The 26,543-nt window shown below is 35.1% G+C and carries 21 protein-coding genes and 1 tRNA gene; 9 read left to right on the forward strand and 13 right to left on the reverse strand.

Features of this window, described 5'->3' with window-relative positions:
* Nucleotides 1-40 precede the first annotated feature (40 nt).
* A complete protein-coding gene (locus ACFEMA_RS01680; RefSeq protein ID WP_411766222.1) occupies nucleotides 41-625 on the reverse strand; it encodes a tetratricopeptide repeat protein in 585 nt (194 codons plus the stop codon).
* Nucleotides 626-1,421: 796 nt separating this feature from the next.
* Nucleotides 1,422-2,024, reverse strand: a complete 603-nt coding sequence (locus ACFEMA_RS01685; protein WP_411766223.1) for a carboxymuconolactone decarboxylase family protein — start codon at nucleotides 2,022-2,024, stop codon at nucleotides 1,422-1,424.
* A 56-nt stretch (nucleotides 2,025-2,080) separates the two neighbouring features.
* Between ACFEMA_RS01685 and ACFEMA_RS01690 the strand changes: the two genes are divergently transcribed.
* The 3 genes from ACFEMA_RS01690 to ACFEMA_RS01700 are packed head-to-tail and all read left to right on the forward strand — an operon-like array spanning nucleotide 2,081 to nucleotide 5,492.
* The gene (locus ACFEMA_RS01690; RefSeq protein WP_411766224.1) at nucleotides 2,081-2,518 is read left to right on the forward strand and encodes an OsmC family protein; all 438 of its coding nucleotides are present in this window, start codon (nucleotides 2,081-2,083) and stop codon (nucleotides 2,516-2,518) included.
* A gap of 6 nt (nucleotides 2,519-2,524) precedes the next feature.
* Nucleotides 2,525-4,216: a single-stranded-DNA-specific exonuclease RecJ gene (gene recJ / locus ACFEMA_RS01695; RefSeq protein WP_411766225.1), complete on the forward strand. Its 1,692-nt coding sequence runs from the start codon at nucleotides 2,525-2,527 to the stop codon at nucleotides 4,214-4,216.
* A gap of 1 nt (nucleotide 4,217) precedes the next feature.
* On the forward strand, nucleotides 4,218-5,492 hold the full coding sequence (locus tag ACFEMA_RS01700) for an MFS transporter (RefSeq protein ID WP_411766226.1): 1,275 nt from the start codon (nucleotides 4,218-4,220) through the stop codon (nucleotides 5,490-5,492).
* Here the strand turns inward: ACFEMA_RS01700 and ACFEMA_RS01705 are convergent.
* The 4 genes from ACFEMA_RS01705 to ACFEMA_RS01720 form a co-directional block, all read right to left on the reverse strand.
* Complete coding sequence (locus ACFEMA_RS01705; RefSeq protein WP_411766417.1) at nucleotides 5,489-6,241, reverse strand: UDP-2,3-diacylglucosamine diphosphatase; 753 nt, start codon at nucleotides 6,239-6,241, stop codon at nucleotides 5,489-5,491. The two genes, ACFEMA_RS01700 and ACFEMA_RS01705, sit on opposite strands and share 4 nt — an antisense overlap.
* A gap of 10 nt (nucleotides 6,242-6,251) precedes the next feature.
* Complete coding sequence (locus ACFEMA_RS01710; RefSeq protein WP_411766227.1) at nucleotides 6,252-6,704, reverse strand: 6-pyruvoyl trahydropterin synthase family protein; 453 nt, start codon at nucleotides 6,702-6,704, stop codon at nucleotides 6,252-6,254.
* A gap of 116 nt (nucleotides 6,705-6,820) precedes the next feature.
* Nucleotides 6,821-8,152, reverse strand: a complete 1,332-nt coding sequence (locus ACFEMA_RS01715) for an MATE family efflux transporter (protein WP_411766228.1) — start codon at nucleotides 8,150-8,152, stop codon at nucleotides 6,821-6,823.
* The gene (locus ACFEMA_RS01720; protein WP_411766229.1) at nucleotides 8,149-8,649 is read right to left on the reverse strand and encodes a GNAT family N-acetyltransferase; all 501 of its coding nucleotides are present in this window, start codon (nucleotides 8,647-8,649) and stop codon (nucleotides 8,149-8,151) included. The genes ACFEMA_RS01715 and ACFEMA_RS01720 overlap by 4 nt, the downstream gene beginning before the upstream one ends.
* Nucleotides 8,650-8,787: 138 nt before the next feature.
* Between ACFEMA_RS01720 and ACFEMA_RS01725 the strand changes: the two genes are divergently transcribed.
* From ACFEMA_RS01725 to ACFEMA_RS01735, 3 genes are all read left to right on the forward strand, one after another.
* The gene (locus ACFEMA_RS01725) at nucleotides 8,788-9,585 is read left to right on the forward strand and encodes a universal stress protein (protein ID WP_411766230.1); all 798 of its coding nucleotides are present in this window, start codon (nucleotides 8,788-8,790) and stop codon (nucleotides 9,583-9,585) included.
* A gap of 49 nt (nucleotides 9,586-9,634) precedes the next feature.
* Nucleotides 9,635-9,708, forward strand: a tRNA-Ala gene (locus tag ACFEMA_RS01730).
* A gap of 91 nt (nucleotides 9,709-9,799) precedes the next feature.
* Nucleotides 9,800-12,154, forward strand: a complete 2,355-nt coding sequence (locus ACFEMA_RS01735; RefSeq protein ID WP_411766231.1) for a 7TM diverse intracellular signaling domain-containing protein — start codon at nucleotides 9,800-9,802, stop codon at nucleotides 12,152-12,154.
* On the opposite strand, the gene ACFEMA_RS01740 is transcribed toward ACFEMA_RS01735, so the two are convergent.
* From ACFEMA_RS01740 to ACFEMA_RS01760, 5 genes are all read right to left on the reverse strand, one after another.
* Nucleotides 12,151-12,999 carry an alpha/beta hydrolase family protein gene (locus ACFEMA_RS01740; protein WP_411766232.1) on the reverse strand — a complete coding sequence of 283 codons (849 nt, stop codon included), beginning with the start codon at nucleotides 12,997-12,999 and terminating at the stop codon, nucleotides 12,151-12,153. The genes ACFEMA_RS01735 and ACFEMA_RS01740 overlap by 4 nt on opposite strands.
* Nucleotides 12,999-15,740, reverse strand: coding sequence for a PD-(D/E)XK nuclease family protein (locus ACFEMA_RS01745; RefSeq protein ID WP_411766233.1), 2,742 nt, complete (start codon nucleotides 15,738-15,740; stop codon nucleotides 12,999-13,001). Before ACFEMA_RS01745 ends, ACFEMA_RS01740 begins: the two co-directional genes overlap by 1 nt.
* 72 nt (nucleotides 15,741-15,812) lie before the next feature.
* Complete coding sequence (locus tag ACFEMA_RS01750; RefSeq protein WP_411766234.1) at nucleotides 15,813-17,201, reverse strand: OmpA family protein; 1,389 nt, start codon at nucleotides 17,199-17,201, stop codon at nucleotides 15,813-15,815.
* A 125-nt stretch (nucleotides 17,202-17,326) separates the two neighbouring features.
* A complete protein-coding gene (gene kbl, locus ACFEMA_RS01755) occupies nucleotides 17,327-18,520 on the reverse strand; it encodes a glycine C-acetyltransferase (protein ID WP_411766235.1) in 1,194 nt (397 codons plus the stop codon).
* 30 nt (nucleotides 18,521-18,550) lie between these two features.
* Nucleotides 18,551-21,682 (reverse strand): UvrD-helicase domain-containing protein, encoded by a 3,132-nt coding sequence (locus ACFEMA_RS01760; RefSeq protein ID WP_411766236.1) that lies wholly within the window; start codon nucleotides 21,680-21,682, stop codon nucleotides 18,551-18,553.
* 115 nt (nucleotides 21,683-21,797) lie between these two features.
* Between ACFEMA_RS01760 and ACFEMA_RS01765 the strand changes: the two genes are divergently transcribed.
* Nucleotides 21,798-22,406, forward strand: a complete 609-nt coding sequence (locus ACFEMA_RS01765) for a superoxide dismutase (protein WP_411766237.1) — start codon at nucleotides 21,798-21,800, stop codon at nucleotides 22,404-22,406.
* Between the two features lie 478 nt (nucleotides 22,407-22,884).
* On the opposite strand, the gene ACFEMA_RS01770 is transcribed toward ACFEMA_RS01765, so the two are convergent.
* Together ACFEMA_RS01770 and ACFEMA_RS01775 are read right to left on the reverse strand one after the other, a co-directional pair.
* Entirely contained in the window at nucleotides 22,885-24,783 is a 1,899-nt protein-coding gene (locus tag ACFEMA_RS01770; RefSeq protein WP_411766238.1) for an amidophosphoribosyltransferase, read from the reverse strand.
* A 114-nt stretch (nucleotides 24,784-24,897) separates the two neighbouring features.
* Entirely contained in the window at nucleotides 24,898-25,824 is a 927-nt protein-coding gene (locus ACFEMA_RS01775; protein ID WP_411766240.1) for a PfkB family carbohydrate kinase, read from the reverse strand.
* A gap of 154 nt (nucleotides 25,825-25,978) precedes the next feature.
* On the opposite strand from ACFEMA_RS01775, the gene ACFEMA_RS01780 reads away from it, so the two are divergent.
* Together ACFEMA_RS01780 and ACFEMA_RS01785 are read left to right on the forward strand one after the other, a co-directional pair.
* Nucleotides 25,979-26,263 carry a hypothetical protein gene (locus tag ACFEMA_RS01780; RefSeq protein ID WP_411766241.1) on the forward strand — a complete coding sequence of 95 codons (285 nt, stop codon included), beginning with the start codon at nucleotides 25,979-25,981 and terminating at the stop codon, nucleotides 26,261-26,263.
* On the forward strand, nucleotides 26,235-26,543 hold the full coding sequence (locus ACFEMA_RS01785; RefSeq protein ID WP_411766242.1) for a type II toxin-antitoxin system RelE/ParE family toxin: 309 nt from the start codon (nucleotides 26,235-26,237) through the stop codon (nucleotides 26,541-26,543). The genes ACFEMA_RS01780 and ACFEMA_RS01785 overlap by 29 nt, the downstream gene beginning before the upstream one ends.

Genomic DNA, 26,543 nt, shown 5'->3' on the forward strand with positions numbered 1-26,543 from the left:
AACCGTAGCTTGCCGATTTGTTTATTCTCCTTTCTTTTAATTACAATAAATTATTCAGCCTATTCTGAAACCAACTATTTTTAGTTTCTGCTTCAGCTTCTTTTTTAGCCTGATTTTCTATGATTCTATTTTCGTTTGCCTGAACCTTTCTCTTCTTTTTTACTCGAGATAAAACAGTGTCAACAAAACTGATAAAATCATCGTTCAATGCTAATTGTTTTGCTTCTTTAAGAACCTTTTCAGCATCTTCATACTTAGCGATGCTTTCGTATAGTTGTCCTTGTGCCAAAGCAATACCAGCCTTACCAACACCTTTTATAGTTTTAGCGAAGTCAATTAACTTTTGGGCTTCATTAAAATCCTCGTTGTTAATCAACAATCTTATATAATCTGGGTATATATCTGGCGTTTCAAAGTTGCTAGCTAAAGCTTTTTCAAAATAGAGTTTTGCGGTTTCATTATCACCCAATTGCTCATAGTGTACTTTAGCCATTAAATGCAAAGCCTTTACATTTTCCGGGTCGTAAGACAAAGCATAATTTAAGGCTTCAACCGCTTTTTCTAATTCCCATGGGTAGGCTTCAATAGCTCTAAACAAGTGGATGTTATGTAAATTATTTTCCATGATATTTTCATTCAATAGTTTATTACTGTTTTAAATGCAGCGCGTTATGTACTGCTCTTAAAACTGTTCAGATTGATGTATTCTTAAATTTTTTGAAATAAAAAATCCGAAACAGTTTGTTTGCTTCGGATTCTTCTCTGGGAAATAAATTATCTACCAGTCTGCCGACAGGCAGGCAGAAAATACCGAAGCCTTGTAAATGACTCGAGGTCATAACCTGCCTTGCCGTCAGGCAGGCTTAAATTTTGAAATGCTACTATTTGTTTTAGCATGGCTTCTTTGTTTTACTGAAATGAATTCAGCATTAATATTATTATTTATGTTATTGCGAATTGTTTAATTCTGCGTTGCAAATATAAAATGGAAATTTTGAAACTTCCAAATAAATTTTCAACTTAATTTATTGATTTTCAATTATTTAAGTTGTTTCAAGGCAAGGGAATTCCTGTCCGCTTTATGCAGATGGTTGAAGGTTTTTGGCAAGCGTCTGTCTCCCAATTGCTTAATCTTCAATACGTCCTATTTTATTTTTTAAAGTCTAGTTTCAAATTTTTGTAATTTTTTTCATAAAAAAAGCGTCCAATTTCTTGGACGCTCGTACTATTTATAGTTTTTGTGCTTAAATCATATATAATTAATGATTAAAAATAGATACATAACGTCCTTGTCGTTGAAATAATTCAATACTATTTCCTCGATAGTCCCACTGACACATCAGTAATTTAGGTGCTTTATGTACTATTGTTTTTCTCATTAGTGATGCAAATATGCGTATTTTATGTTATTATATCCAAATTTAATACTTCGATCCATCATGCTTTCCAACTTCAAATCCGTGTTTCCCTAAGTATTGGTTGCCACTTTTAATAGCACCTTCTTCCATGGTTGTCCCCATAGAGTCGTTCCAACGGTTTAAATAGCCAAATAAGGAAATGACGCCAAGCATTTCAACTATTTCACCTTCGTCCCAATGCTCATATAATCGTTTTTTGATGTCTGCATCTACTGCATTTGGTACTTGGCTAGCCGCCAAGCTGAAATCTAATGCCGCTCTTTCAGCATCAGAAAACGCGGGGTGTGTTCTATATTCCCAAATATTATCTAACTGTTCTTGCTCTGCACCATAACGTTCAGCAGCACGGATGGCATGCGCTTGGCAATAACGGCAGCCTGTAGAGTTGCTACTTACCCAGGCAATCATACGTTTCAAATCTGAAGTCACACGACCTTCATTGGCCATGACTGCTTTATTTAAGTTGATAAATGCTTTCGAAATTGCTGGCCTCCGTTGCATAGTTAAGACTGAATTTGGACAGAAACCAAGAGTTTCGTTGAAGAATTCTGCTAACTTTTTAGTTTCTAAATCGTGCTCTGCAGACAGTGGTGTTACTAATGCCATAGTTAAATTTTTAGTGGTATTTTTGAATAGAACAAGAAACAAAAAAAACAGCAAACATGGTGCATAAAATCGTAACAGAATGGAAAGGAGACCTTACTTTCGAGTCTGATAATCCCAGTGGAAAGACAGTAATTATGGACACGGATGTGGAGGGACAAGATGGACGCTTTGGGCTAAGCCCCAAAGCCATGATGTTGTCCTCATTGGCAGGATGTTCGGCATTAGACGTCATTTCTACTTTAAATAAAATGAAAGTAGATATCGATGATTTTAGAATTGAAGTTGCCGGCGAATTAACTGATGAACACCCAAAGTATTATCATTCAGTAGAAGTTGAGTACCACTTTTATGGTTCAGACCTGAATAAAAAGAAGTGTGAAAGAGCTGTATCGTTATCTGTTGAAAAGTACTGTGGAGTTATGGAGATGTTTCGACGCTTTGCGGAGATAAAAACAAACATAGTTTATCACATAGGAACTAAGCGTAATACGTGATTATTTATGCGCTGGACTCTAAAACCAAAACCAGACCCTAAAAAATTAAAAGCGCTTCAACAAGCACTTGGAGTCGATGAAGTTGTTGCAACATTATTGCTTCAACGTGGTATTGAAGATTACGAGTCTGCCAAAACTTTTTTTAGGCCTAGTTTTGAAGATTTGCACGACCCTTTCTTAATGAAAGACATGGACTTGGCTGTATCTCGAATTGAAAAAGCCATTTCAGATCAAGAAAAAATTTTGGTTTACGGGGATTATGATGTTGATGGCACAACTTCTGTGGCTTTAATGTCTTCATACTTAAAAACAAAAACAAATCAAGTTGCCACTTATATTCCAGACCGTTACGATGAAGGTTATGGAGTTTCTTATAAAGGTATTGACTTTGCACACGATAATGATTTTTCACTTATCATTGCTCTAGACTGTGGAATTAAAGCGGTTGAAAAGGTAAAATATGCCAAAGAAAAGGGTATTGATTTTATTATTTGCGATCATCACAGGCCTGGTGATATTCTTCCAGATGCTGTAGCCGTATTAGACCCAAAACGCGATGACTGTGAGTATCCATTTAAGGAATTATGTGGTTGTGGTGTAGGATTCAAATTAATTACAGCTTTAGCTTCAAACGAAGGGAAGAAAGCTGAGGATTTAGTAGAATATTTAGACTTAGTCGCTACAGCCATAGGGGCTGATATTGTTCCGATTGTAGATGAAAATAGAGCTTTGTCATATTTTGGCTTACAGGTAATTAATAGCCAACCACGACCAGGGATGAAAGCCATTATTGCTGAAGTCAAAAAAGAGGAACTGACCATTACGGATGTTGTATTTATAATTGCCCCAAGGATAAATGCAGCAGGGCGTATGAAACACGGTAACCATGCTGTAACGCTACTGACGGAAACGGATTTTAATTTGGCAGCACAATATGCAGTCGACATTGACCAATACAATACGGACAGACGAGAAACAGATAAACGAATTACAGAAGAAGCACTGCTACAGATTGAGAAGAATAATGAACAGGAAGGTTTTACTACTGTGGTCTATAATGAAAATTGGCATAAAGGGGTTATTGGTATTGTGGCTTCGAGATTGATTGAAACATACTATCGACCAACCCTCGTATTTACTAAAAGCGGAGATAAATTAGCAGCTTCAGCACGATCAGTTTCGGGTTTTGATGTGTATAATGCATTAGAACAATGCTCTCACTTAATTGAACAATTTGGCGGCCATAAATATGCCGCTGGGCTGACCTTATCACCTGAAAATTTTGATGCATTTAAAGCGAAATTTGAAGCTGTGGTATCTGAAACCATCGACCACAAATTATTAACCCCCGAATTAAAAATTGACTTAGAAATAGAACTAAGCCAAGTTGATAATAAATTGATGCGGATTATCCACCAGTTCGCTCCCTTTGGGCCAGGAAATATGACGCCGGTTTTTATGAGTCAAAATATCAATGACACAGGCTACGGAAAATGTGTTGGCGAGGATGATAAACATTTGCGCTTTACCGCTACACAAAAAGGATCTCAGCCTATTGTTGCAATTGGATTTGGATTGGGAGAAAAACTAGATGTTATTGCAAACAGAAAACCATTTAAGGCCGCTTATACCATTGATGAAAACCACTGGAACGGAAATGTTAGCTTACAACTGAAGCTAAAAGATGTAAAAGCATAATATGGCAAAAAACGATCCTTACGCAGCCTTAAGAATAAAAGAGTTCAATATTTTTTTAATAGTTCGATTTGCTTTGGTCTTTGGGTGGTCAATGCAATTTGTGGTTATAGAATGGCAAGTGTATGCATTAACCGAAGACCCATTAGCACTAGGTCTTATTGGTCTTTGTGAATTTTTACCAGCATTTTTAATAGCCCCTTTTGCAGGTCATATTGTAGATAAAAAAGAAAAACGAAACTTATTTACACTCTGCATAGCACTCTTTTCTTTAATAAGTTTTGGATTGTACTGGCTAACCTCAGAACGTATTGAATCCTCATGGAGTACCTATACAATTTTAATTGGCATATATAGTCTCGTGTTTTTTGGTGGGGTTTTAAGAGCTTTTTTTGGTCCAACTATTTTTTCTCTTATAGCTCTTTTAGTACCTAAGAAAGCTTATCCAAATGCAGCGACATGGAGTAGTAGCACATGGAAAGGAGCCAATGTTTTTGGAGCATTATGCGGTGGATTTTTAATTGCCTGGATTGGTGTTCATTATACATTAGGCATTATATTTTTATTAGTAATGCTGGCATTACTATTGGTTTTTAAAATAGATAAGAAACCAATTTTGAATAAACGAATCAATGAATCAATAAAGGATAGTTTAAAATCTGGACTTAGGTTTGTATTTAACGATAAAGTTATTTTAGGTGCATTAACCTTAGATATGATTGCTGTATTATTTGGTGGGGCTGTAGCGATTTTTGCTGTTTTTGCAAAAGATATCTTAGATGCGGGACCAAAAGGGTTTGGTATATTAAATGCAGCCCTTTCTTCAGGAAGTATTATCACAATGCTTGCAACTACCTATATTCCCATTACAAAAAATACAGGAAAAAAGTTACTGATTTCTGTTTTTGGATTCGGAGTTTGTATGATGATTTTTGGGGCTTCAAAACTGATGTGGCTAAGTGTCTTGGCGTTGTTTTTTTCTGGGGTGTTTGATGGGATTTCTATGGTGGTACGTCAAACCATACTTCAGCTTAAAACACCAGATGATATGCGTGGTCGTGTAGGTGCAGTTAATTCAATGTTTGTTGGGTCGTCTAATGAACTTGGTGCACTTGAGAGCGGTATAGCTGCGCGTATTTTTGGCGCTCCTTTAGCGGTGGTTTTAGGCGGAATGGTAACCTTGATAGTTGTGGCTGTTATAGGTGTAAAAAATGAGTCTTTAAGAGAATTGGACCTTCAAAAAGATATTGAGGAACATGAACTAGAAGACATCGTTTAATATTTTTTCAATTCAAAGCTCTCTCCATCAAACACACCGTAAGTATAATATTGAATCCAATCCCCTAGGTTGATGTATTTAGAATTGTCGTTCAATTGAATTTCTAATGGCAAGTGACGATGACCAAACACAAAGTAATCTCTGTGCTTTTCTTCTAGTTTCTTTTTGCAATAAATGGCCAACCATTCATTGTCTTCACCTAAAAAAGTAGCATCTTCATCGCCAGAAATCAGTTTGTTTTTTACTGAAAAATATTGGGCAATACGCATACCGATATCAGGATGTCCCCAACGAAATAACCATTTAAAAAAAGGACTTAAAAACACTTTTTTCATACGCTTATAACCCTTGTCGCCAGGGCCTAAACCATCACCATGACCGATGAAAAAATCTTTATTTCCGAGTTTAAATTCCTTGGGTTTATGAAAAACGGGAATACCCAATTCTTCTTCAAAATAGCCATTCATCCATAAATCGTGATTACCAACAAAGTAATAAATCGGGACACCAGAATCACTGATTTCGGCTAACTTCCCTAAAGTTCTCGTAAATCCTTTTGGGATCACAGTTTTATATTCAAACCAGAAATCGAATAAATCACCTAATAAAAAAATAGCAGCAGCGTCATCTTTTACCTCATTGAGCCAGGATACAAATTTTTGTTCCCTAGGCCTAGAAGCTTCAACTGTTGGAGCACCAAGATGATTGTCGGAAGCAAAGTATATTTTTTTTCCTTCAGGAATGGATATGTGTGGAATATCAGTCATTTTCACTAGCAAACCATTCTGCAAAACTGGTCGCTGTTTCCTGTAATTTTAAAGAATGTAACGTAATAGTATTTGGAAGGCGAGGCTTTATTTTTTCAGCAAAGTCGATAACCATCATTTCACTTGTAGGCTGGTAATCTACCAATAGCACATTATGCCCTCTGTCTTCAAGCTCTTTAGCCAATTCAACATGGGGTGTGTTTTTATTGAAAACAGTAGCGTGGTCAAAGACATCTACAATTTCTTCTTTCACAATCTTCTTTAAATCCCCAAAGTCTATCACCATACCATATTTAACATTACTAGGGTCTGAAATAGGCGTGCCTATAACAGTTACATCTAATCTGTAGCTGTGTCCATGTACGTTTTTACACTTTCCGTCGTAACCATATAGGGCGTGACCCGTTTCGAACGAAAACTGTTTTGTAATACGAATATTGCTCATTAACGTCTTCGGTTTCTATTGACAAAATATACAACAATCAAAATAATTGCTAGTACCAAAAAAAGCATGTTTCCCATCATAAGTAACACTATTAAATCTATTAAGATGGGGTAAATTTAAGGGTTTTGAGCAAGTGGAATGAATGTTTTTCGAAATTTTATGATTAGCGGAATGCCGCGAGCGATAATCCAAAAGGTTAATGCGATAAAAATACCATAGAGTTTTAAGTCCAAATAATCTGTAAGCAATACTATTGGCACAAAGACTATAAACGTAGCGACCAAGAGGAGGTTTCTTAGATATTTCATTTTGCCTAAGCCCTTAAAAACTCCATCAAAAATAAAGGATAAAGCACATAGCGGTTGCATAATTAGAATAATCCAAAAGACATCGTAAAAAGCTGATAACACCTCAGGGTCATTACTAAATAAATTTCCTATGGGATAATAAAGAATAAAACCAGTAGCAGTGATTATGAGCCCTGCTGCAATTCCAAACCTTATAAGCTTATTGCTTAAGTCGATAAGAGTTTTATAGTGTTTGCCTCCTAGAAGTTTTCCCGATAAAATATTACCTGCACTTGCATACCCATCAATTAAGAAAGCACCAAAAAACCAAAGGTTAATGGCAATGGTGTAGGCAGCAATATATTTTGTGCCGTAAGCTGTTGCAAAGCTTGTTGCAAAATATAAGGTGACATTTAAAGCCAGTGTTCTTACAAACAGGTTTAAGATCATATAAGTAAACCGTTTTATTTCAGGATTGAAAGGAAACTTAACCATTAAGGGAATGTCTGTTTTTTTCAATAAATAGTAGGCGGATAAAACGGCCATTAAGACTTGGGCAATGACACTGGCGTAGGCAGCACCTTTAATATTTAACGCAGGTATTGTAGTGCCAACACCGTAAACTAAAAGAACGTCGAATAATACATTTACCAAGGCACCAGTTATTGCAATAACCATGGGGTAAAAGGTGTTTTGTAAGCCTCTAAACGTTCCAAATATGGCAATGGTGAACAATGTGAATGGAAACCCAAAAACACGAATGCTATAGTAGTCCACACTATAATCCAAAATCATTCCTGAAGCGTTGTATAGTTTAAAGATAGCTTCCGAAAAAGGATATGTGCCAAGAATAATAACAACACTTAATGACGTAATTAAGAAGATAGCCTGAGATGGCAAATTCTTAATGGCATTGATTTTCCCTGCCCCTAAATATTGCGAGACTATAGATGAAATTGCACTGCGTGTTTGACCTAGGACCCAGATGAGCATAGATAAAAATGTGGATACTATTCCTACTGCAGCCAACGACTCGGTGGCATTAAATTCAATATTTCCGATGACTGCAGCATCCGTTAAAGACAATATAGGTTCAGAAACCCCTGAGATTAATGCAGGTATAGCAAGGCGGTTTATATTCTTCGAGGAAATAATACTCATAGTACTAGCTCATAACAATAAAAAGCAAATTCACTTTGTTTGGGGAAATAAATATTACCCAACTTTTTATACCCTCTTTGTTCGTAGAACCTCTGGTTTCTTTCGTTTTTTGAAAATGTATCCAACCGGACAGAAGTAAAACCTTCTTGTTTGGCAAAATTTTCAGCAAAAGTCATTAACTCTTGAGCCTTTCCTTGGCCTTGGCAACTAGGGTGAATGGCAAGACGATGAATGTATATATTGTTGTTATTAGGTGTCAACCATTTTATAGGGATATATTCTTCATCCATAAAGGTTGAAATAACGACACAACCAACAATTTGATTGTTTTCAATAGTTACATAAAGTTCTTTTTTAGCAACATCATTTTGAAAAGCAGCTTTTGTTGGATAATGCGAGTTCCATTGATAAATACCTATTGAAATCATATAACTTGCACAGGCCTTAGTTATTTCCAATATTCTTGGGATGTCAGCAGGTGTTGCTAATCTAATCATTAATTATGCTTACTTTTGTGCGGTAAATTTAGATGTAATTTTTGGATATATAAAAGTCAATAAAAGACTTATGAATTCAAATTCCTTAACCAGTTTTATAATCGGTTATTAAAAGATAATAATTACAAATTTTAAATAATGAAGAATATACTTGTCCCTGTTGGATCCTCAAAAAATGCACAAAGTCACTTGCAGTACGCAGTTGATTTTGCAAAAGAATTCGGAGCTAAGGTTTATGTTGTTCAAATATACAATGTATATACCAAGGCGGGCACAATGATACAAGTCGACCATATCCTTGAGCGCGAAAGTAAATCATTCTTGGAGTCTCATGTCGCTTCGATAGATACTAAAGGTGTGGAGGTCATAACTAAAGTATTTAAGGGGAAGTTAATAGACACATTAGAGTTTGTTTGTGAGCAACTGAATGTAGACTTAATTATACTTGAACCAAGAACGAACTCCATTAAAGACGAAGTATATTTAGGTAAAACATCTGGTAAAATTGTAAAGCAAACGCAAATCCCTGCATTAATTGTTCCAGAAGGTTACACCTATAAATCTCCTAGAAAAATTTTAATGGCTGTGAAATCAGCAATCATTAAGAAAGAAAATGCGCTAAAACCCCTTATAGATATCTCATCCAGGTTTAAAGTGCAAGTAGACTTGTTGTTAGTGAAAACTCCCTTTTATAATAAAGGTGATTTTGATTTGAATGACCAATTGAAGAGCCTAGTCTCTGAAGTTAAAGAATCTGAAAATGCTACTACTTTTCAAGGCTTATTGGAGCATTACCAATCAATTAACCCAGACATGTTATGTGTGGTACGCCGCAAAAGAGGGTTTTTTACTAAGCTTTGGGAAGAAAACACCATTCTTAAGAAAGATTTTCACAGCTCTACTTTACCAGTATTGGTTTTACGTGGATTAAAATAATATATTTACGCCCAAATCGGGGCATTAGCCCTAAAGGCAGATTTAATTTGGGGCATTAGCTCAGTTGGCTAGAGCGCTACGCTGGCAGCGTAGAGGTCATCGGTTCGAATCCGATATGCTCCACTAAAACGACCTTTTGAGGTCGTTTTTTTAGTTTAAAAAACCGCTTCATTATTTTTTTCGTAGGTTTAGTGTCCCAAATCACTAATTTCCCATGAGAACCCTACTCATTGTGACCTACTTATTTGCGCAATTTCTACCTGCGCAAAACCCTGCTTTTAACCCCGATGAAAGTAAAGGACAATTATATGAATACGCCGAATTCACCAAAGTTTCAAAATCTAATTTAGAGATAAATGAGATTCTAACATCAGACTTAAAGTATATGCCTTTAGAGTCTGAAAATCACACACTTGGTTTTACATCTGATAATTACTGGGTAAGGTTTAAGCTTCATAATAGCTCACCCCAATTAAAGACGTATTATTTAGAGACAGCTAGACCGATAACAGATGTTGCACACCTTTATGAAATTGCTAATGATACTATCAAAACGTTTAAAAGTGGCGATCAAATTCCTTTTAAAGAGCGACAAGTCAAACATAGGCAGACGGTCTTTAGAATAAATTTACCTGCTGATTCAGTTCAAGAATATTATTTATTTGTCACTAGCGATGGGGAAACCATAAACCTACCCTTAGATCTATATACAGAGGAAGAATACCTGCGCACTAATTATAGCCAGCAATTATTTTTAGGTCTTTTTTATGGCATATTGTGTCTTGCGGGGCTTATTTATCTATTCTTCTATACGAGTCTTAGGGAGAAGACATTTTTATACTATGGGCTTTATGTATTTTCTATAGGCTTTCTGCAAGCTGCACTAGACGGTTTAATATATGAGTACCTTCTGCCTGACGGTGGCTTTTTAAATAGTCGAATGGTATTGATAACAGCATTGTTCTCTAATTTTTTCCTTTTAAAATATTGCGAATACTTCTTAAAAATAGACAGTAACCTAAAGTCATTGAAAAAAGGATATAATATTGCTTATGGTATTATATTCACCTTGTTCACAATGGTTTTTATAAGTCCAAGTGCCTTAGAGATGGTATACCCTATCAGTAACCTTAATGGGCTGTACAGTTTATTATTAATTTTAGCATCGTTATTCACGCTTCGGTATAAAAAGATGCCTGTAGACAAGTATTTTTCAATCGGAATTTTCTTTTTGGTCATTGGCTTATTGGGTTTTGTGATGAATAACCTAAGCTTATTGCCAAATAATTTCTACACTTTAAACAGCGCTAAATTCGGCTCAGGTTTTGAGGTTATTTTCCTATCGTTGTCAATGACCAACCTAATCAGAAAACTACGATTAGAACACGAGGAATCCCAAGAGTTGGCCCTACAAAAATCTGAAGAAATCAGTGAGCTTAAAACGTTTTTTATGTCCAATATTAGTCATGAGTTAAGAACACCAATTAATGCCATTATGGGTGTTGTTGAAACGGAATTGGCTAGTAAAGACAATAACACTGAGCAACGAAAAACGTACGAGATTATTAAAAATGCCTCAATTAGTTTGTTAAGTAATGTCAATGACGTATTAGATTTTGAGCGTATTGAAAAGGATGAGCTTAAGCTAAGACACGAAAGATTTAACCCATCAATTTTATTGAATCAAATCAGTAATAACTGGAAGTCAGAAGCAGAAAAGAAAGGATTAAAGTATGTTTTTGAAATGGATCATGAAATACCAGTAGAGGTTGAGGGGGATGCCGCTAGATTCATTCAAATTATCAATAATGTGTTGTCTAATGCCATAAAGTACACTAACCAGGGGCAAATTAAATTTAAACTGAAGTGTTTGGTTAAGCCTAATGAGGTCTGCAAATTCTCATTCCAAGTGTCGGATACCGGAGTCGGTATGGATGAAAACAATAAACGTCAGGTTTTTGATAGCTTTAATCAAATGCGTTTAGACAATAGGCGACAATTTGGAGGTATTGGTTTAGGGCTAACCATTGTAAAGCACTTGGTAAAACTTTTTGACGGGGATATTACCATTGAGAGTGAGTTAAATAAAGGGACAGATGTCTTTATTGAAATACCGCTTAAATTCACAAAGAAAGCTGATGAGCCTATAGAAACAAGCCCTAAAAGCGAACAGGCTTACCATATATTAATAGTAGAGGACAATAAAATGAATCAACTGGTAATGCGTAAGTTACTGAACAGCTTCCCCAACGTAACGTTTGCTGTCGCTAATAATGGACAGGAAGCCCTTGATACGCTAAATAAAGGGGTTTATGATATTATCCTTATGGATTTACAGATGCCAGTAATGGATGGTTATGAGGCTACAGAAAAAATTCGCTCAGGATATATTGGGGATAATAAAAACGATATTCCAATAATTGCTGTAACTGCTGACGCCATGGAAGCCACAAGACAACGCGTTTTGGATATTGGGATGAATGATTATATGACCAAACCTGTGAATAGGGACTTGCTTTTCCAAAAAATTGAAAATTGTTACAAGGAGGCTGTTTTAAAAATTGCTTAATTAAAATGAGAATTTAAAAAACCAACAATTAAATTGCTAGCCAGATTTAATTCTTTTGACATTTCAGGCTTATCCCAAGGTTGTTTGGTATTAAATACGTGATCCGCTTTTTCAATTATTTCTAACTGACTTTTTGGGTGCCATTGATGCAGATTTATGGACTCGCTTAACTTTACGGAAGTATCATTCTCTCCATGAATTATTAAATGAGGGATGGTTAATTTTTTTGCTGCTCGCTTTATAGTGAGGCGCTTTTCATTTTCCACAAAATCTCTGTAGTATTGAAAATAATGAGGCATTTTCTGCTTAGTTCTACCATTCTCAATATAATAAACACCACTTTTTTTCCATTGCTGAAAGGCTTCACCTTTTGGAAATCTCGATTTATAATCCGATACACTTGCTAAAGAAACTAATCCTTTAATTCTTGTGTCTTCCTCAGCTTTTATAAGAGAGATACCACCTCCACGACTATGCCCTATCAAAATTATATTTTTATGATCTACAGACGGATTATTTTCAAATTTAGATACAGACCAATCAATGATGTCTTTTAGGTCGGACAATTCTTGGGTATAATTATTCTCGCCGAATGCTTTTAAGTCTGGGAAATCAATGGGCTGGGTCATTGTGCCTCCATTATAAGAAAAGTTAAACTTAATGAAGCAATAACCAGCCTTATCAAAGTAATTGGCCATTAAATGCCAAGCACCCCAGTCTTTGTAACCTTTATACCCATGACAGAATATAATAATAGGTTTATGTTGCTTTGATGAGGTGTTTAAAACATCAATTAAAATGGGTTTTTCATCCTTTCGGTCTAAAATGTAGTTTTTGAGCTCCATTACTTAATTTCTTTTTCAACAAACGCAACTTGTGGGTCACAAATCTCTAGAATTAGAGATTTTAGTTGCTCTTCAAATGCAGTTAAGGTGTCAGACGTAATATCAGAATTTTTTGACCTTGAATTTGAAGCCTCTTTTTCTGCAAACTTTAAGAATCCGGATTGTAAATTTTTAAAAGAGATAATTCCCGCTTCGACAGGTAATGATATCGTTCCGTCTTTAAACATTATATAGGCATAGCACAAGACCTGAAACGCTTTGCTATAAGCATCATAATCTCTTATAATCTCTCGCCAATCATAGATTTCTAAATGGCGTCGCTCTACCTTGCCAGACTTATAATCTATAATTCTAGTAACACCGTTATACTCATCAACCCTATCTACTTTTCCTGTTAGGTTTACAGAAAAGTTGAGTTCCTTAATCGGAACTTCAATTTTAGCATCTAACTCAACTGCCAGCAGTTTAATACGGTTACCGTTTTTTATTTGTGCAAGTTCAGTTTCAATAAAATTAGACACATAACGCTTAGCAATTTCAAAAATGATAAGGTTTTTACCTTGTTTTATAGCGTCAGATTTATAGATGTCATTAAAATGTAAACTTACAAGATCATTTATTTGCCCCTTCATTTTTAGTAAATCCTCTACAGATAAAAATGTATTTACTAAAGGCTTATATAAATCTTCCAAAGTGTTATGAATTACCGAGCCCAAAGTGTTTGCAGCAACAGTTTCTTCTACGTCTTCTGTATCCTTAATGCCGAGTACTTTTTTATGGTAAAAATCAATAGGATTTCTGATATAACTTGTAAGTGATGATGGTGAAAAGCCTTTTTGAGCAACAACTTTCAGTGTCTTTATAATGTCATCATTTTTATTAATTGCTATTGGGTTATGCTCAATTACTGGAATGGAAGGAGAAGCAATTTTGTGATGAATTTTGTGAAGACCTTCTACTTCTAACTGCGTAATAAATCGGCTTTTTTCACCAGAGTTTAAAGCATCAACCTCTGTATTGTAAAGAATATAGATGTTTTTGGCGCGCTGTAACAAATGGTAAAAATGATAGGTATAAACAGCATCTTTTTCCTTGTAGGTTGGCAACCCATTTTCCTTCTTAACGTCAAAAGGAATAAAGGAATTATTAGATTTTCCGGCAGGTAAAATGCCTTCATTGACCGAGGTGATAATGACAGTTTCAAAATCTAACACTCGAGATTCTAACATCCCCATAATCTGAAGTCCTTTTAAGGGCTCTCCTTTAAAGTCTAATTTCTCAGTATCTAGAAGTTCTTTATACACACTTTGCAAAGCTGAAATTGAATCTAAAAAAGGATATTTTGAATTTATGCTTGATAGCTCATTGAACAATCTGTAAAATCGATATAGATACTCTAGCTCTAAGCGAGCATTTTGTTCTTTTGCATTAAGACTCTCCTTAATTTTGTAGATAAGTGCAATAGAGTTCTCAATAGATTTGCTTGTATCGTTATCCCAACTCCCAAAAAGCAGTGTCAGTAATGATTTATACTGAGGAGCTATACTTTTAAGTTCCTCCGAGGATATATAAACAATATTATGTGATTGTATGTGGGTTTTTAGCGCTTCAAATGAAATTAAAAACTGCAACATCGGATGACCTAAGAGCTCTAAAACATCTTTATAATAAAATTTTAAAGGACTTTTTTTATGAACACTAAAAAGCTTATTAAAAAAAGACGCTAATGGAATTGAACTTAAAGGCAAGCCCATAGTTACGTTTGCAGCAGAAACTTCTTTAGGTAAAGAATTAAGAATTGGTGTCAGTAAAGATTCATCACCCAAGACCAAAGCTGTGCTTTCGAAATTATGAGTTTTTTCACTAATTAACTTAGATAGTAGTTGACCAGCGTATTTGGCCTGGCCAATTTGTTTAGGGCAACCTAAAACTTCAATATATTTTTCGTTTTGATATTGTTTGGTTTCCCAATTGAATTTATTTTTTTGAAAATAGGGCCACTTGCTCTTGTAGTCTCTTAAAAAATGACCAGCGTCGTGAATAGTGTTTTTTATAAAGGAAACGTCAATGTCCCAGTAAATATCAGCTAAATCATTTTGTAGTAATCCTTGTATAATCTGTTCTTCGGCTCTATTAAGCGCATTAAACCCTAAGAAAACATGATGTAGGTGAGATGAGTTCATATAAGGCTCAAGATTATTCACAGCTTCCTTGTAAATTAACCCTTGATAGCCAACACCATCGTCTTTAAGAGTGGATCCGTATTCCGAGTAGTACTGTTTTAACTTATTCCAAAAACTTAGATAGCGCTTTGTAAACTCAGTTTGATTGGGTTCTACAGACCAATGTTTTATTTCCTGAATAGCCTTTAAGTAGTCAAAGATGTGTTCTTCTTTAATAAGAAAGCGATCAATCTCATTAAAATCTTGAAGTACAATTTGCCCCCATTTTGAAAATGCCTCAAAAGACTCTAATTGATCTTTATCTGTTAAGCCTTTATAGACACTATAGAAACGAAATAGAGCTTCAGAATTATTGAGTGGTGTTAGGTTTGATAATTCTGAAACAAAATCCTCTATACTTAATATTCTAGGTGAAAAGAATGTACTTTTTGACCTTGAAGCAATTTGGTACTTAAGAAAAGTACCAGCTCGTCTACTTGGAAGAATAAACAGTATTTGGTGTAATTTATGACTTTTTTTGTCTAAATCATTAAGGACATCCTCTATAAAAGTTACCATTAGATAAAAATAAAAAACGCTTCGGATTTCCGAAGCGTTTTTCTATATATTAAACTTAGTGTTTAACTAATCTTAGTTAGCTAAGTTAATTTCAACACGTCTGTTTTGTGCTCTACCAGCTTTAGTATTATTGGTAGCAATTGGCTTAGCTTCACCAAACCCTTTTGAGGATAATCTGAAAGCGTCAACACCATTGTCCACTAAATATTCTTTTACAGATAATGCTCTTGACTCAGAAAGATTTTGATTCAACTTTTCTGAACCAGTACTATCTGTATGACCTTCAACTGTAAATTTAGCAGTTGGGTATTTGTTCAGTATTGATATGATATCAGCTAATACTTCTTCAGACTCTTCTTTGATCGTCGACTTACCTAAATCAAATAAGATAGTTTTAGCGTACTCATTTAAAGTATCTTGTACTTCTTGAGTTACTTCTGGGCATCCGTTGTTAGCAACAGTACCAGCAACATCTGGACATTGATCGTCTTTATCTAAAACACCATCTCCGTCAGTATCTGGCCAAGGGCATCCACCGTTTGCAGAAGGACCTGCTTCGTTTGGACACTTGTCATCTCCGTCAGCGATACCATCACCATCAGCATCTGGACAACCCATTAAAGATTTTAATCCAGCAACAGTAGGACATTTGTCATCTCCATCAACAACGCCATCACCATCAGAATCAGGACAACCATTAAACTCAGCTAAACCAGCAGTGTTTGGACAGTCATCTTTAGAATCTTGAATACCATCGTTATCAGAATCAGGACATCCGTTAAAAATTTCTAATCCAGCTTCTTCTGGGCAGGCATCTTCATTATCGTAAATACCATCACCATCTGTGTCAACACCACCAAACTTAAATGTAATACCTGCAGAGTGCTGGAAATGTTTTACTAAATAATCCTCGAAAGAATGCTTGTATGCAGACTGTAAGTCAATAGCTACACTTTCAGAAAGCCAAAATTTAATGCCTAAAGTTCCATTTAAAGTACCAGCTCCAATTTCATCAACCCAAGTGTAACCACCACCAACTCCTAAATAAGGATCAATGATATTTGAGTTAAAGACATCTTTAAAACTATAACTAACAGTACCGTCTACAGCAAAATAAGTTAAATCATCTACATTATTAACTAATTCGTCTCCGTTAACATCAAGAACGTCACCAAATTTGCTAATTCTATTTAAAGACCCAGCAGCTGTAAAGGTAAATCCATCACTCAAATAGCGTGAAATAGCTATGCGAGACAGAAATGGCATAACATTCCAGTGATCGTTTGCGTTAAAATATTCATCGAACCATTCACCTTGTGGTAAATCTTCACCAACAGGGTAGACATCGACAGCGTTTGTTCCAAGACTAAAAGCCCAAGGGTTGTTTTTATCCTGAGCATTTGCATTACTGAAGCTTGCGAGAAGCACCATTACAAAAAATAATCTGCTAAGATTTTTCATATTCTAATTAATTTAAATTTTAAGTGTTAATTGTTAGCAAAAGTAAGTTGTTAAAAAGTATTAACAAAGACAAATATAAAAAAATAATGATATAAGTCACTATTTTTGCGGATTTGAGCAAATTTTTATAAAATTTTTAAAGTCTTGCCAACCTCTATGAAGGCAGAAATTGCTTTATCCAAATGTTCCTTGGTATGAGCAGCTGATAATTGGACACGGATTCTTGCTTTTTCTTTTGGAACAACAGGGAAGAAAAATCCGATAACGTAAATCCCTTTATCTAATAATAAGTTAGCCATCTTCTGAGACAATTTTGCATCATATAACATAACGGGAACTATTGCTGAATCACCATCAATGATGTCAAAACCAGCTGCAATCATTTTGTTTTTAAAATACGATGTGTTAGCCTCGAGTTTATCTCTTAAAGACGTATCATTTTTAAGCATATCGAAAACCTTGATAGAAGCCCCCACTATTGCTGGCGCTAATGAGTTTGAAAACAAATATGGTCTAGATCGTTGTCTTAAAATTTCAATAATTTCTTTTTTTGCTGTTGTATAACCACCCATGGCTCCTCCCATGGCTTTGCCTAATGTTCCTGTAATAATATCTATTCTTCCTAAAACCCCTTTAGCTTCTAAAGTACCTATTCCCGTTTCCCCGATAAAGCCTGTAGCATGACACTCGTCTATCATTACTAAGGAATCATATTTGTCAGCCAAATCGCATATTTCATCTAACGGAGCCACTAAGCCGTCCATGGAGAAAACCCCATCGGTAACTATAATTTTATGTCTAGCTCCTTTTTCATTGGCTTCAATAAGCTGTTTTTCTAAATCTGCCATATCATTATTTTGATAACGATATCGAGAGGCTTTACACAACCTAACTCCATCAATTATAGAGGCGTGGTTTAAAGAATCCGATATTATAGCATCTTCAGAGCCAAGGAGAGGCTCAAAAACACCGCCGTTAGCATCAAATGCTGCGGCATAGAGGATAGTGTCCTCGGTACAATAAAAATCCGCAATTTTTTGTTCGAGCTCTTTATGTATGTCTTGTGTCCCACAGATGAAGCGAACAGAAGACATTCCAAAACCATGAGTTTCCATGGTCTCCTGAGCTGCTTTAATCACATCTGGGTGTGATGATAAGCCTAAATAATTATTGGCGCAAAAGTTTAGTACTTTTTGACCTGTACTTAATGTTATTTCTGCTCCTTGAGGTGAAGTAATGATTCGTTCTTCTTTGTATAAGCCCGCCTCTTTAATGTTTTCTAATTCTTTCTGTAAGTGTTGTTGTATCGATCCGTACATAAACTATGTTTTATAAAAACAAATTTACTATTATACATTGACAATTTTAAGCGCATCATTAGTATATACTAATATTTTTTTCGATACAGTATACCCCATGTCTTTTATTTGATTTGCATAGGACTCAATTTGTGATTTATGAGCCTCACTTTCCGCTCCTGTTTTATAATCGATAACAATTGCATTATTTTCTCTAATAGCAATTCTGTCTGGCCTAAAAATACCACCGTCCCTGGTAATAATATCCTTTTCATTATAAATAGTGTACTCATCTGAATAATATTCTGAGATAGTGTCATTTGTAATCACTGAAGTGACTAGTTTTTTTAGATCTTCAATGGCAGAATGCTTTATTGTTCCATTATTAATCAATTCATCAAAAGCGAGGTCGAAGTCGTCTTGAGTTTTAATTTTTGAAAGTATAAGGTGAATCAGATTGCCCTTTTCTATGGCGTCTCCTTGATCTGTATCCCATAGATAACCAGATTGTGTTATTATATTTAAATTGTGGGATTCTTTAGGGGTAGATATAAACCGAGTAGGGGCGAGTTCAATTGAATGACTTGCATTTGTTTTTTTAAACATTGCTTTTTTTCCAAAATCATAACAATCTTGATTGTCGTTCCATAAATTTTCATGTTGAAGATACTCAATCAAAAGGCCTGCGTAGCTTCGCTTATTAACCTCGCCATTAGATTTTAAATCCTTTTTAGAGATGATGTATAATCGTTCTGCAGCCCTAGTAAATGTTACATAGAGTAAATTAATGGCATCCAACTTTAACTGGGATTGGTGACGATTGTAAATATCCTCACCAATAGCACCATAATTTTCAAAATCTTGATTATAGTTTAAGAGAGCTGTTTCAAAACCATTAAAAGAGTTTGCGTCTAAAGGAAACCATTCTTTGGCCTCTTTTTCCCTGTAAAAATCCAGATCGGCAAACGGGAAAATAACTATTGGGAATTCTAAGCCCTTAGCTTTATGAATGGTCATAATTTGTACCGCATTGGTCTGCAGTGGTACAGCTATGCTCAACTTTTCTTTTTTGTCATCAAAATGGTGTAGGAATTCTTGCAAGTCTGATGACTTTTTTTGTGCGAAATCAAAAACCAGGTCCAAGAAAAATTGCATGTAAGCATTTTCAAGGTCAACTAAATTAAATGCCCTAATAAGTGTTTCTGCAGTTTCGTAAAGTGGCATTTGTAAGAGTTCTGAAAATGATAGAGTAATTCCAAAATCTTCTAGCTTACTGAAAAAGGAATCGATAGGAAGCTTTACAAAACGTTCAAAAAATAGATGGGTGTTTTCAATTTGAAGTAAGTCTGCCATAAAATGCAAACACTCAATTCTTCGCATCTCGTCATTAGGGTTGTTCAATACTTCTAAAACAGAAACCAAAAACCTAACCTTTGGTGAGTTATTGAGCAATAAGGTTTCTGATGAAACTATGGGGACATCGTTTTGACTTAAATATTCTGCAATAGCAATACCTTCTTTTTTCTTTCTTACCAAGACACAAATTTCTCCTAGTTCAAAGCTATCCTTAAGACATTCGTTTATTGTAGTCAATGTTTCTTGGCAATAAAGCAGCTCCCTGTCATCATCTTTTTCAATATTTAGAAATGATAAATTCACATAGCCCTCATTCTCTAATTGAACGGTTTGTCTAGAATCCTTATACAGTTGAATGTAGTCTTCATGTTCAAAAAAATGACCGGAGATATAATCAAAAAAAACATTATTAAATTCTACTATGGTGCTTGTACTCCTAAAGTTTTTATCTAATGGCTTAACAGTTGCTTCAATTTGAAAAGGATTGCTTTTACCTTGATAAAGGTCTATGAACTGCTCAGCTTCTCCACCGCGCCATCTGTAGATAGATTGTTTTGCATCACCCAATAGCATTAAAGATCCGTCAGTAGCTTCTAATTTGTTACTGATTAGTGGTACTAAATTTTGCCACTGCATTGTTGAGGTGTCTTGAAACTCATCAATAAAATAATGCTGAAACTTCTCGCCTAAACGTTCATAAATAAAAGGTGTGGGTTGATCTTTAATTTCATCACTGATTAAGGCATTAAATTCTGAAATCAATAATTTATTCTCTTCAACCTTAATGGCTTCGAGTTCTTTTTGAATAGCGTTTAAGACAGAGAGCGGTGTAATATTTTTAAGGACGGCCTTTAAAAATTTAAGATTAAAAACGAAGTGTTTTGTTTTTAAAAATGACTCAGCAATTTGAGGCTGAATGGTATTAATTGTCTCAGCAATGGTTTCGGAAACACGTTTTGGGTAGAGTTCATTGCCGTCTACTAAATCGTTTTGCCAGCCAGCAGTATATCCTGGACTAAAATTACCTTCCGTTAACTTTAAAAAATACTTAGGCAGCCAACCAGATTTAAAATCATTATGCTCAAGACCCGCTTCTGATATTGAGGTTAAGACAGACTCGGCTTCTGATTTTGTATTTTTTTCAGACGCTTTTATTTGCTTTCTCAGGTTGTTTTTTAAGGCCTTAAAATCTTCAAGTGTTTTATCTTTTAGAGTTTTTACGTGCTTTAAATCATTCTCTTGAACCAACAACTTGGATATCGCTTTAAAATCGTAAGCAATATCCCAACTTTTATCATCATCAGCTTTCTCAATGGCAAAATCCACTAAAACCTTAGTAAGCTCAGGGTTGCTTCCAGCTTTTGCAATTAAATTATCTACTGCTTTATTTAGAAGGTCGTCTTGTTCTAAGACCACTTCAAAATTAACCGGTAGTTTAAGGTCAAAGGCAAAGGTTCGGATGACCCTATGAGTAAACCCATCTATTGTTGAAATATCAAAAGCCGCATAATTATGAATAATTTGATTCAGAATCGCCTCTGACTTAGAGTGAAGTTGCTCTGGGGATAAATTTAATTCCTTGCAAATATCCTTAAACATGGAATTGGGGTTACTAAGGCTTTCTTCAGAAGAAAATGCTTTAAGCATACTGATGATACGCTGTTTCATTTCGTTAACAGCCTTATTGGTAAATGTGATTGCCAAAATATGTCTAAAGGCATTTGGTTGAGGCGAGCTCAGTAAAATTTTTAAATAAGATTTTGCAAGAGTATAGGTTTTACCGCTTCCGGCAGATGCATTGTATATGGTAAAGTTAGGTTTGGCCAAGAGATTATTTTTATACCAAAATAGGGAATCTTAATATTTTATTTACACTTTATAAGCCTCAAAATCGTAAATTTGATAGAATTGAAATATTAACCAATAAAAATCGAAAATAATTATGGCTTTTGAATTACCAAAATTAAAATATGCGTACGATGCTTTAGAACCCCATATAGATGCAAGAACAATGGAAATACACCATTCCAAACATCACAATGGATATACAACTAAATTGAACGCAGCTATTGAAGGTACAGATCTTGATGGTAAATCTATAGACAATATACTTCGGAATTTAGACATGAATAATTCAGCTGTTAGAAATAACGGTGGTGGATTCTTTAACCATGCTCTTTTTTGGGAGGTGATGAATCCTGAAGACAAAGGATATTTATCTGGCGAACTTAAAGATGCTATTGAAGCTGAGTTTGGTTCAAAGGAAGCTTTTATGGATGCTTTTTCTAAAGCAGCTGCCACACAGTTTGGGTCTGGTTGGGCCTGGTTGTGCGTTCATAAAGGTGGGAAAGTAGAGGTTTGCTCTACACCAAATCAAGATAACCCTGTAATGCCAGGTGTTGGTTGTGGTGGTTACCCAATCTTAGGAATTGATGTTTGGGAGCACGCCTATTATTTAAATTATCAAAACCGTCGTCCAGACTATATCGACGCATTCTTTAAAGTGATTAACTGGAATGAAGTTGAGCGACGCTACGCAGAAGCAAAATAAATTTTAAGATATAGAGAATAAAGAACCAGACGGAGAGTCTGGTTTTTTTGTGCAGTGTTGTAAAATGAAAAAGGGCGAACAGATGTTCACCCTTTTTGCCCCAAATCTACCATAAACTTAACCTACTTATGTTATGGTGAATGCGAATATACTATGACCTTGCATTAAAAGCGAAATATATTGGACAAAATACTTAGAAATTAGCCTAAAAGAAGAAAAGCACTTGATATAACACTAATATTTGACAATTTGAAAATCAGAGCCTTAATAGAAATTGATGAATTTTTGGATTACTACAAATAAAAAAAGGTGATCAAGTGATCACCTTTTTTTGCCCCAAATCTACCATGAACTTAACCTACTTATGTTATGGTGGAACCAATGTAAATGTATTTCTTGAATAGGAAACTAAATATTAGACGAAACGCATAATTTTCAGATAAAAAGCAAAATTCTTCGATAACCTTAACAAAATCAATTAATAAGCCCGTTCCTTATTGCCTTCGTAGAAATTGATAAATGCCTTGTTAACAACACGGTTACCTCCAACAGTTGGGTAGTCACCTGTAAAGTACCAATCCCCTAGATTTTTTGGACATGCTTTATGGAGATTTTCTACAGGCTGAAATATAATTTTCACTTCCGCTTTAACCTCATCATCACTAAGTAGTTCTGATATCTTATCTGAGATTTCTTCATTTGTAAAGGGCTCATAGATTTCCTTTACAAAATTCTGAACATCTTTATCATCTAGGTTAATTTGGGCTTTACATTTTTTATAAACGTCTTCTACCACTTGATATTTGTTGGTGTCTTTTAATAGTTCTAATGCTGCTCTAAAAGCGACTAGGCCTTCGAGATTTGCCATATCAATACCATAGCAATCTGGATAGCGAATTTGGGGTGCTGAGGAGACAACAACAATTTTCTTAGGGTGCAATCGATCCATCATTTTAATGATACTCTTCTTCAGAGTTGTTCCTCTTACAATACTATCATCTATAATAACAAGGTTATCTTTTGGTTCAATAACTCCATAGGTAACATCATAAACGTGTGCTACTAAATCGTCTCTACTACTATCTTCGGTTATGAAGGTTCTTAATTTTACATCCTTTATTGCTATTTTTTCAATGCGGGGTCTCTCTTTTAGAATCTGTCTAACCCTGTCTGCCGATAATTTACCACCACCATTAAGTATGGCCTGAGTTTTACGTTGGTTTAAATGTTCCTCTACAGTTTCAATCATTCCATAGAATGACGTTTCTGCGGTGTTAGGGATATATGAGAAAACCGTATTTTCGGTATCATTATCAATGGCCTTTAAAACTTCTGGCATTAAGAGTCTTCCTAACATTTTACGTTCCTGATAAATTTCAGCATCGCTACCTCTAGAGAAATAAATACGCTCAAAAGAGCATGCTTTTCGTTCTAATGGATTCAGGATTTTTTTAATTGAGGTCTCGCCAGATTTTTTAGTAATAATAGCATGTCCAGGATCTAATTCAATAACGTCTTCAAACTTTACATTAAAAACAGTTTGTATTACGGGCCGCTCTGACGCCACAACAACAACTTCATCATCCTTGTAGTAATATGCTGGGCGAATACCAGCAGGATCTCTAAGGACAAAGGAGTCTCCATGCCCTAACAAACCAGCCATAGCATAACCTCCATCCCAGTTTTTAGCAGCTTTCCTTAATATTTTAGCAACTTTAAGTCGCTCTGCAATTAAGGGAGAACATTCAACTTTACTGTAGCCTTCTTTTTTGAGGTTTTTATATATCTTGGAAACAGCATCATCTAAAAAATGGCCAATTTTCTCCATTATGGTAATGGTATCTGCCTTTTCTTTTGGGTGTTGACCTATATTAATGAGATTGTTGAATAGCTCGGTAACATTTGTCATGTTAAAATTACCAGCGACAATTAAATTACGGTGCATCCAATTATTCTGTCTCAAAAATGGATGTACACTCTCTACACTGTTTTTTCCAAAAGTACCATAACGGACATGGCCCAATAATAACTCGCCAACATAAGGGATATGTCTTTTCTGTGCTTGTACATTATTTTGGTACTCAGGATGTGCCGTAAGCTCGTCATTAATGCGGTCGTTAATTTGCGCAAAAATATCTTGAATGGGTTGCTGTGCAACTGATCGCACCCTACTAATATAACGCTCGCCTGGTTGAGTGTCTAGCTTTATACTTGCAAATCCAGCACCATCTTGCCCTCTATTATGCTGTTTTTCCATCATGAGGTACATTTTATTGACCCCATAAAAAGCACTACCGTACTTTTCTTTATAATATTCTAGTGGTTTTAAAAGTCTGATAAGTGCTATACCGCACTCATGTTTTAAAGCATCACTCATGTTGTTGTGTTGAGTTTTATAAATATTCTATTAATAGCCTCACTTAGTCTTCTGTTTGCTATTAAACTTACATGGTCAATAAAAAACGCGCTCAAAATTTGGCGCGTTAGTTTGTTATGTGAGTTCAATGTCAAATTGCGTTAATTGTTTAAATTCATTTAATCGCTTATGAACTTCATCTTTTTTTAAATGGATCATTCGCTCTGTTCCAAACTTTTCAACACAAAAGGAAGCTAATGTCGATCCGTAGATGACTGCTTTTTTCATATTCTTAAATGAAAAGTCATTCATTTTTGCCAAATAACCTGCAAAGCCCCCGGCAAATGTATCACCAGCACCTGTTGGATCAAAAACTTCCTCTAAAGGTAAAGCTGGGGCATAAAAAACATTATCGTTACTGAAAAGCAAAGCACCGTGCTCTCCTTTTTTGATAACCACATATTTTGGTCCCATTGCGTGGATTTTTCTTGCCGCTACGACTAATGAATACTCTCCTGTTAATTGTCGGGCCTCTTCATCATTAATGGTAATGACATCAATATGCTTAATGACTTCGTGTAAATCAACAAGGGCGCAATCCATCCAAAAATTCATAGTATCTAAAATGACCAATTCGGGTTTTTTGGACATTTGTTTTAGCACGCTCATTTGAACCATTGGGTGAAGATTACCTAACATTACAACATCGGCATTCTTATAATCTTCAGGTACAATAGGATTAAAGTGCTCTAAAACATTTAATTGAGTGACTAGAGTATCGCGGGAATTCATATCATTATGATACTTTCCGCTCCAAAAAAATGTTTTTCCGTCTTTAACGATTTCAATACCAGAAATATCAATATTTCTATCAGCTAGTAAGTCGAGGTATTCCTGAGGGAAATCCCCACCAACAATAGAAACCACTGAGGCATCAACATTAAACTGTGAAGCTGCCAACCCTATAAATGTGCCAGCTCCTCCTAAGATTTTGTCGGTCTTCCCGAAAGGTGTTTCTATAGCATCAAAAGCTACGGTTCCGACAATCACTAATTTACTCATTAAGTCACTTTGAATTAAGGTGCAAAAGTACATGATTTTTTTGATTTGAATCTTCTTAAAAAATCAAAAATTAACCATTTGCAATGAGTAATCTGGATTTGAAATTTTGCGTTTTATCGTAATTTATACGTATATTTATCGTAAATTATACATAATGAAAGCTAATAAAAAACGAAAAGAGGTCCTTTTGGATGAAGAAACCATTATGATGCTTGAAGAAAAAGCTAAAAAGCAAGGTAGAAATCTGAAGAACTATATGGAATATGTTTTGACAGAAAAAGCAAACGATATTTTATCAGAGCCCAAAGCTTTGGAAATAAAAAAAGCTCTAAGAATTAGTAAATCACAAAGCGACAAAGGACTTGTTAAAAGCCACGAGAATGTCATAAATGCCGCAAAAAAGAGAGTGAATGAAAGTAGTGTGGACAAAGCAAGCTGAGGATTCATTCAATTCAACAATAGGCTATTTGCTAGAGGTTTGGACACCTAAAGATGCGATGAACTTTATAGAATTGGTAGACGCAATCATTGCACAAATTAAATCAAACCCAAAAATGTTTAAAGTTTCAATATTTGATAACGAAAGTAGAGAAGCGGTAATTACCAAGCACACAAGTATGTTTTATAGGGAACTTAATAAAACGATTATTGAAATTGAATATTTTTGGAACAATTATCGTAACCCTGAGGATTTAAAGAAATCGGTAAAAAATAGTTGA

Source organism: Winogradskyella sp. A3E31 (genome assembly GCF_046720935.1).
In the GTDB taxonomy this organism is placed as follows: Bacteria; Bacteroidota; Bacteroidia; order Flavobacteriales; family Flavobacteriaceae; genus Winogradskyella.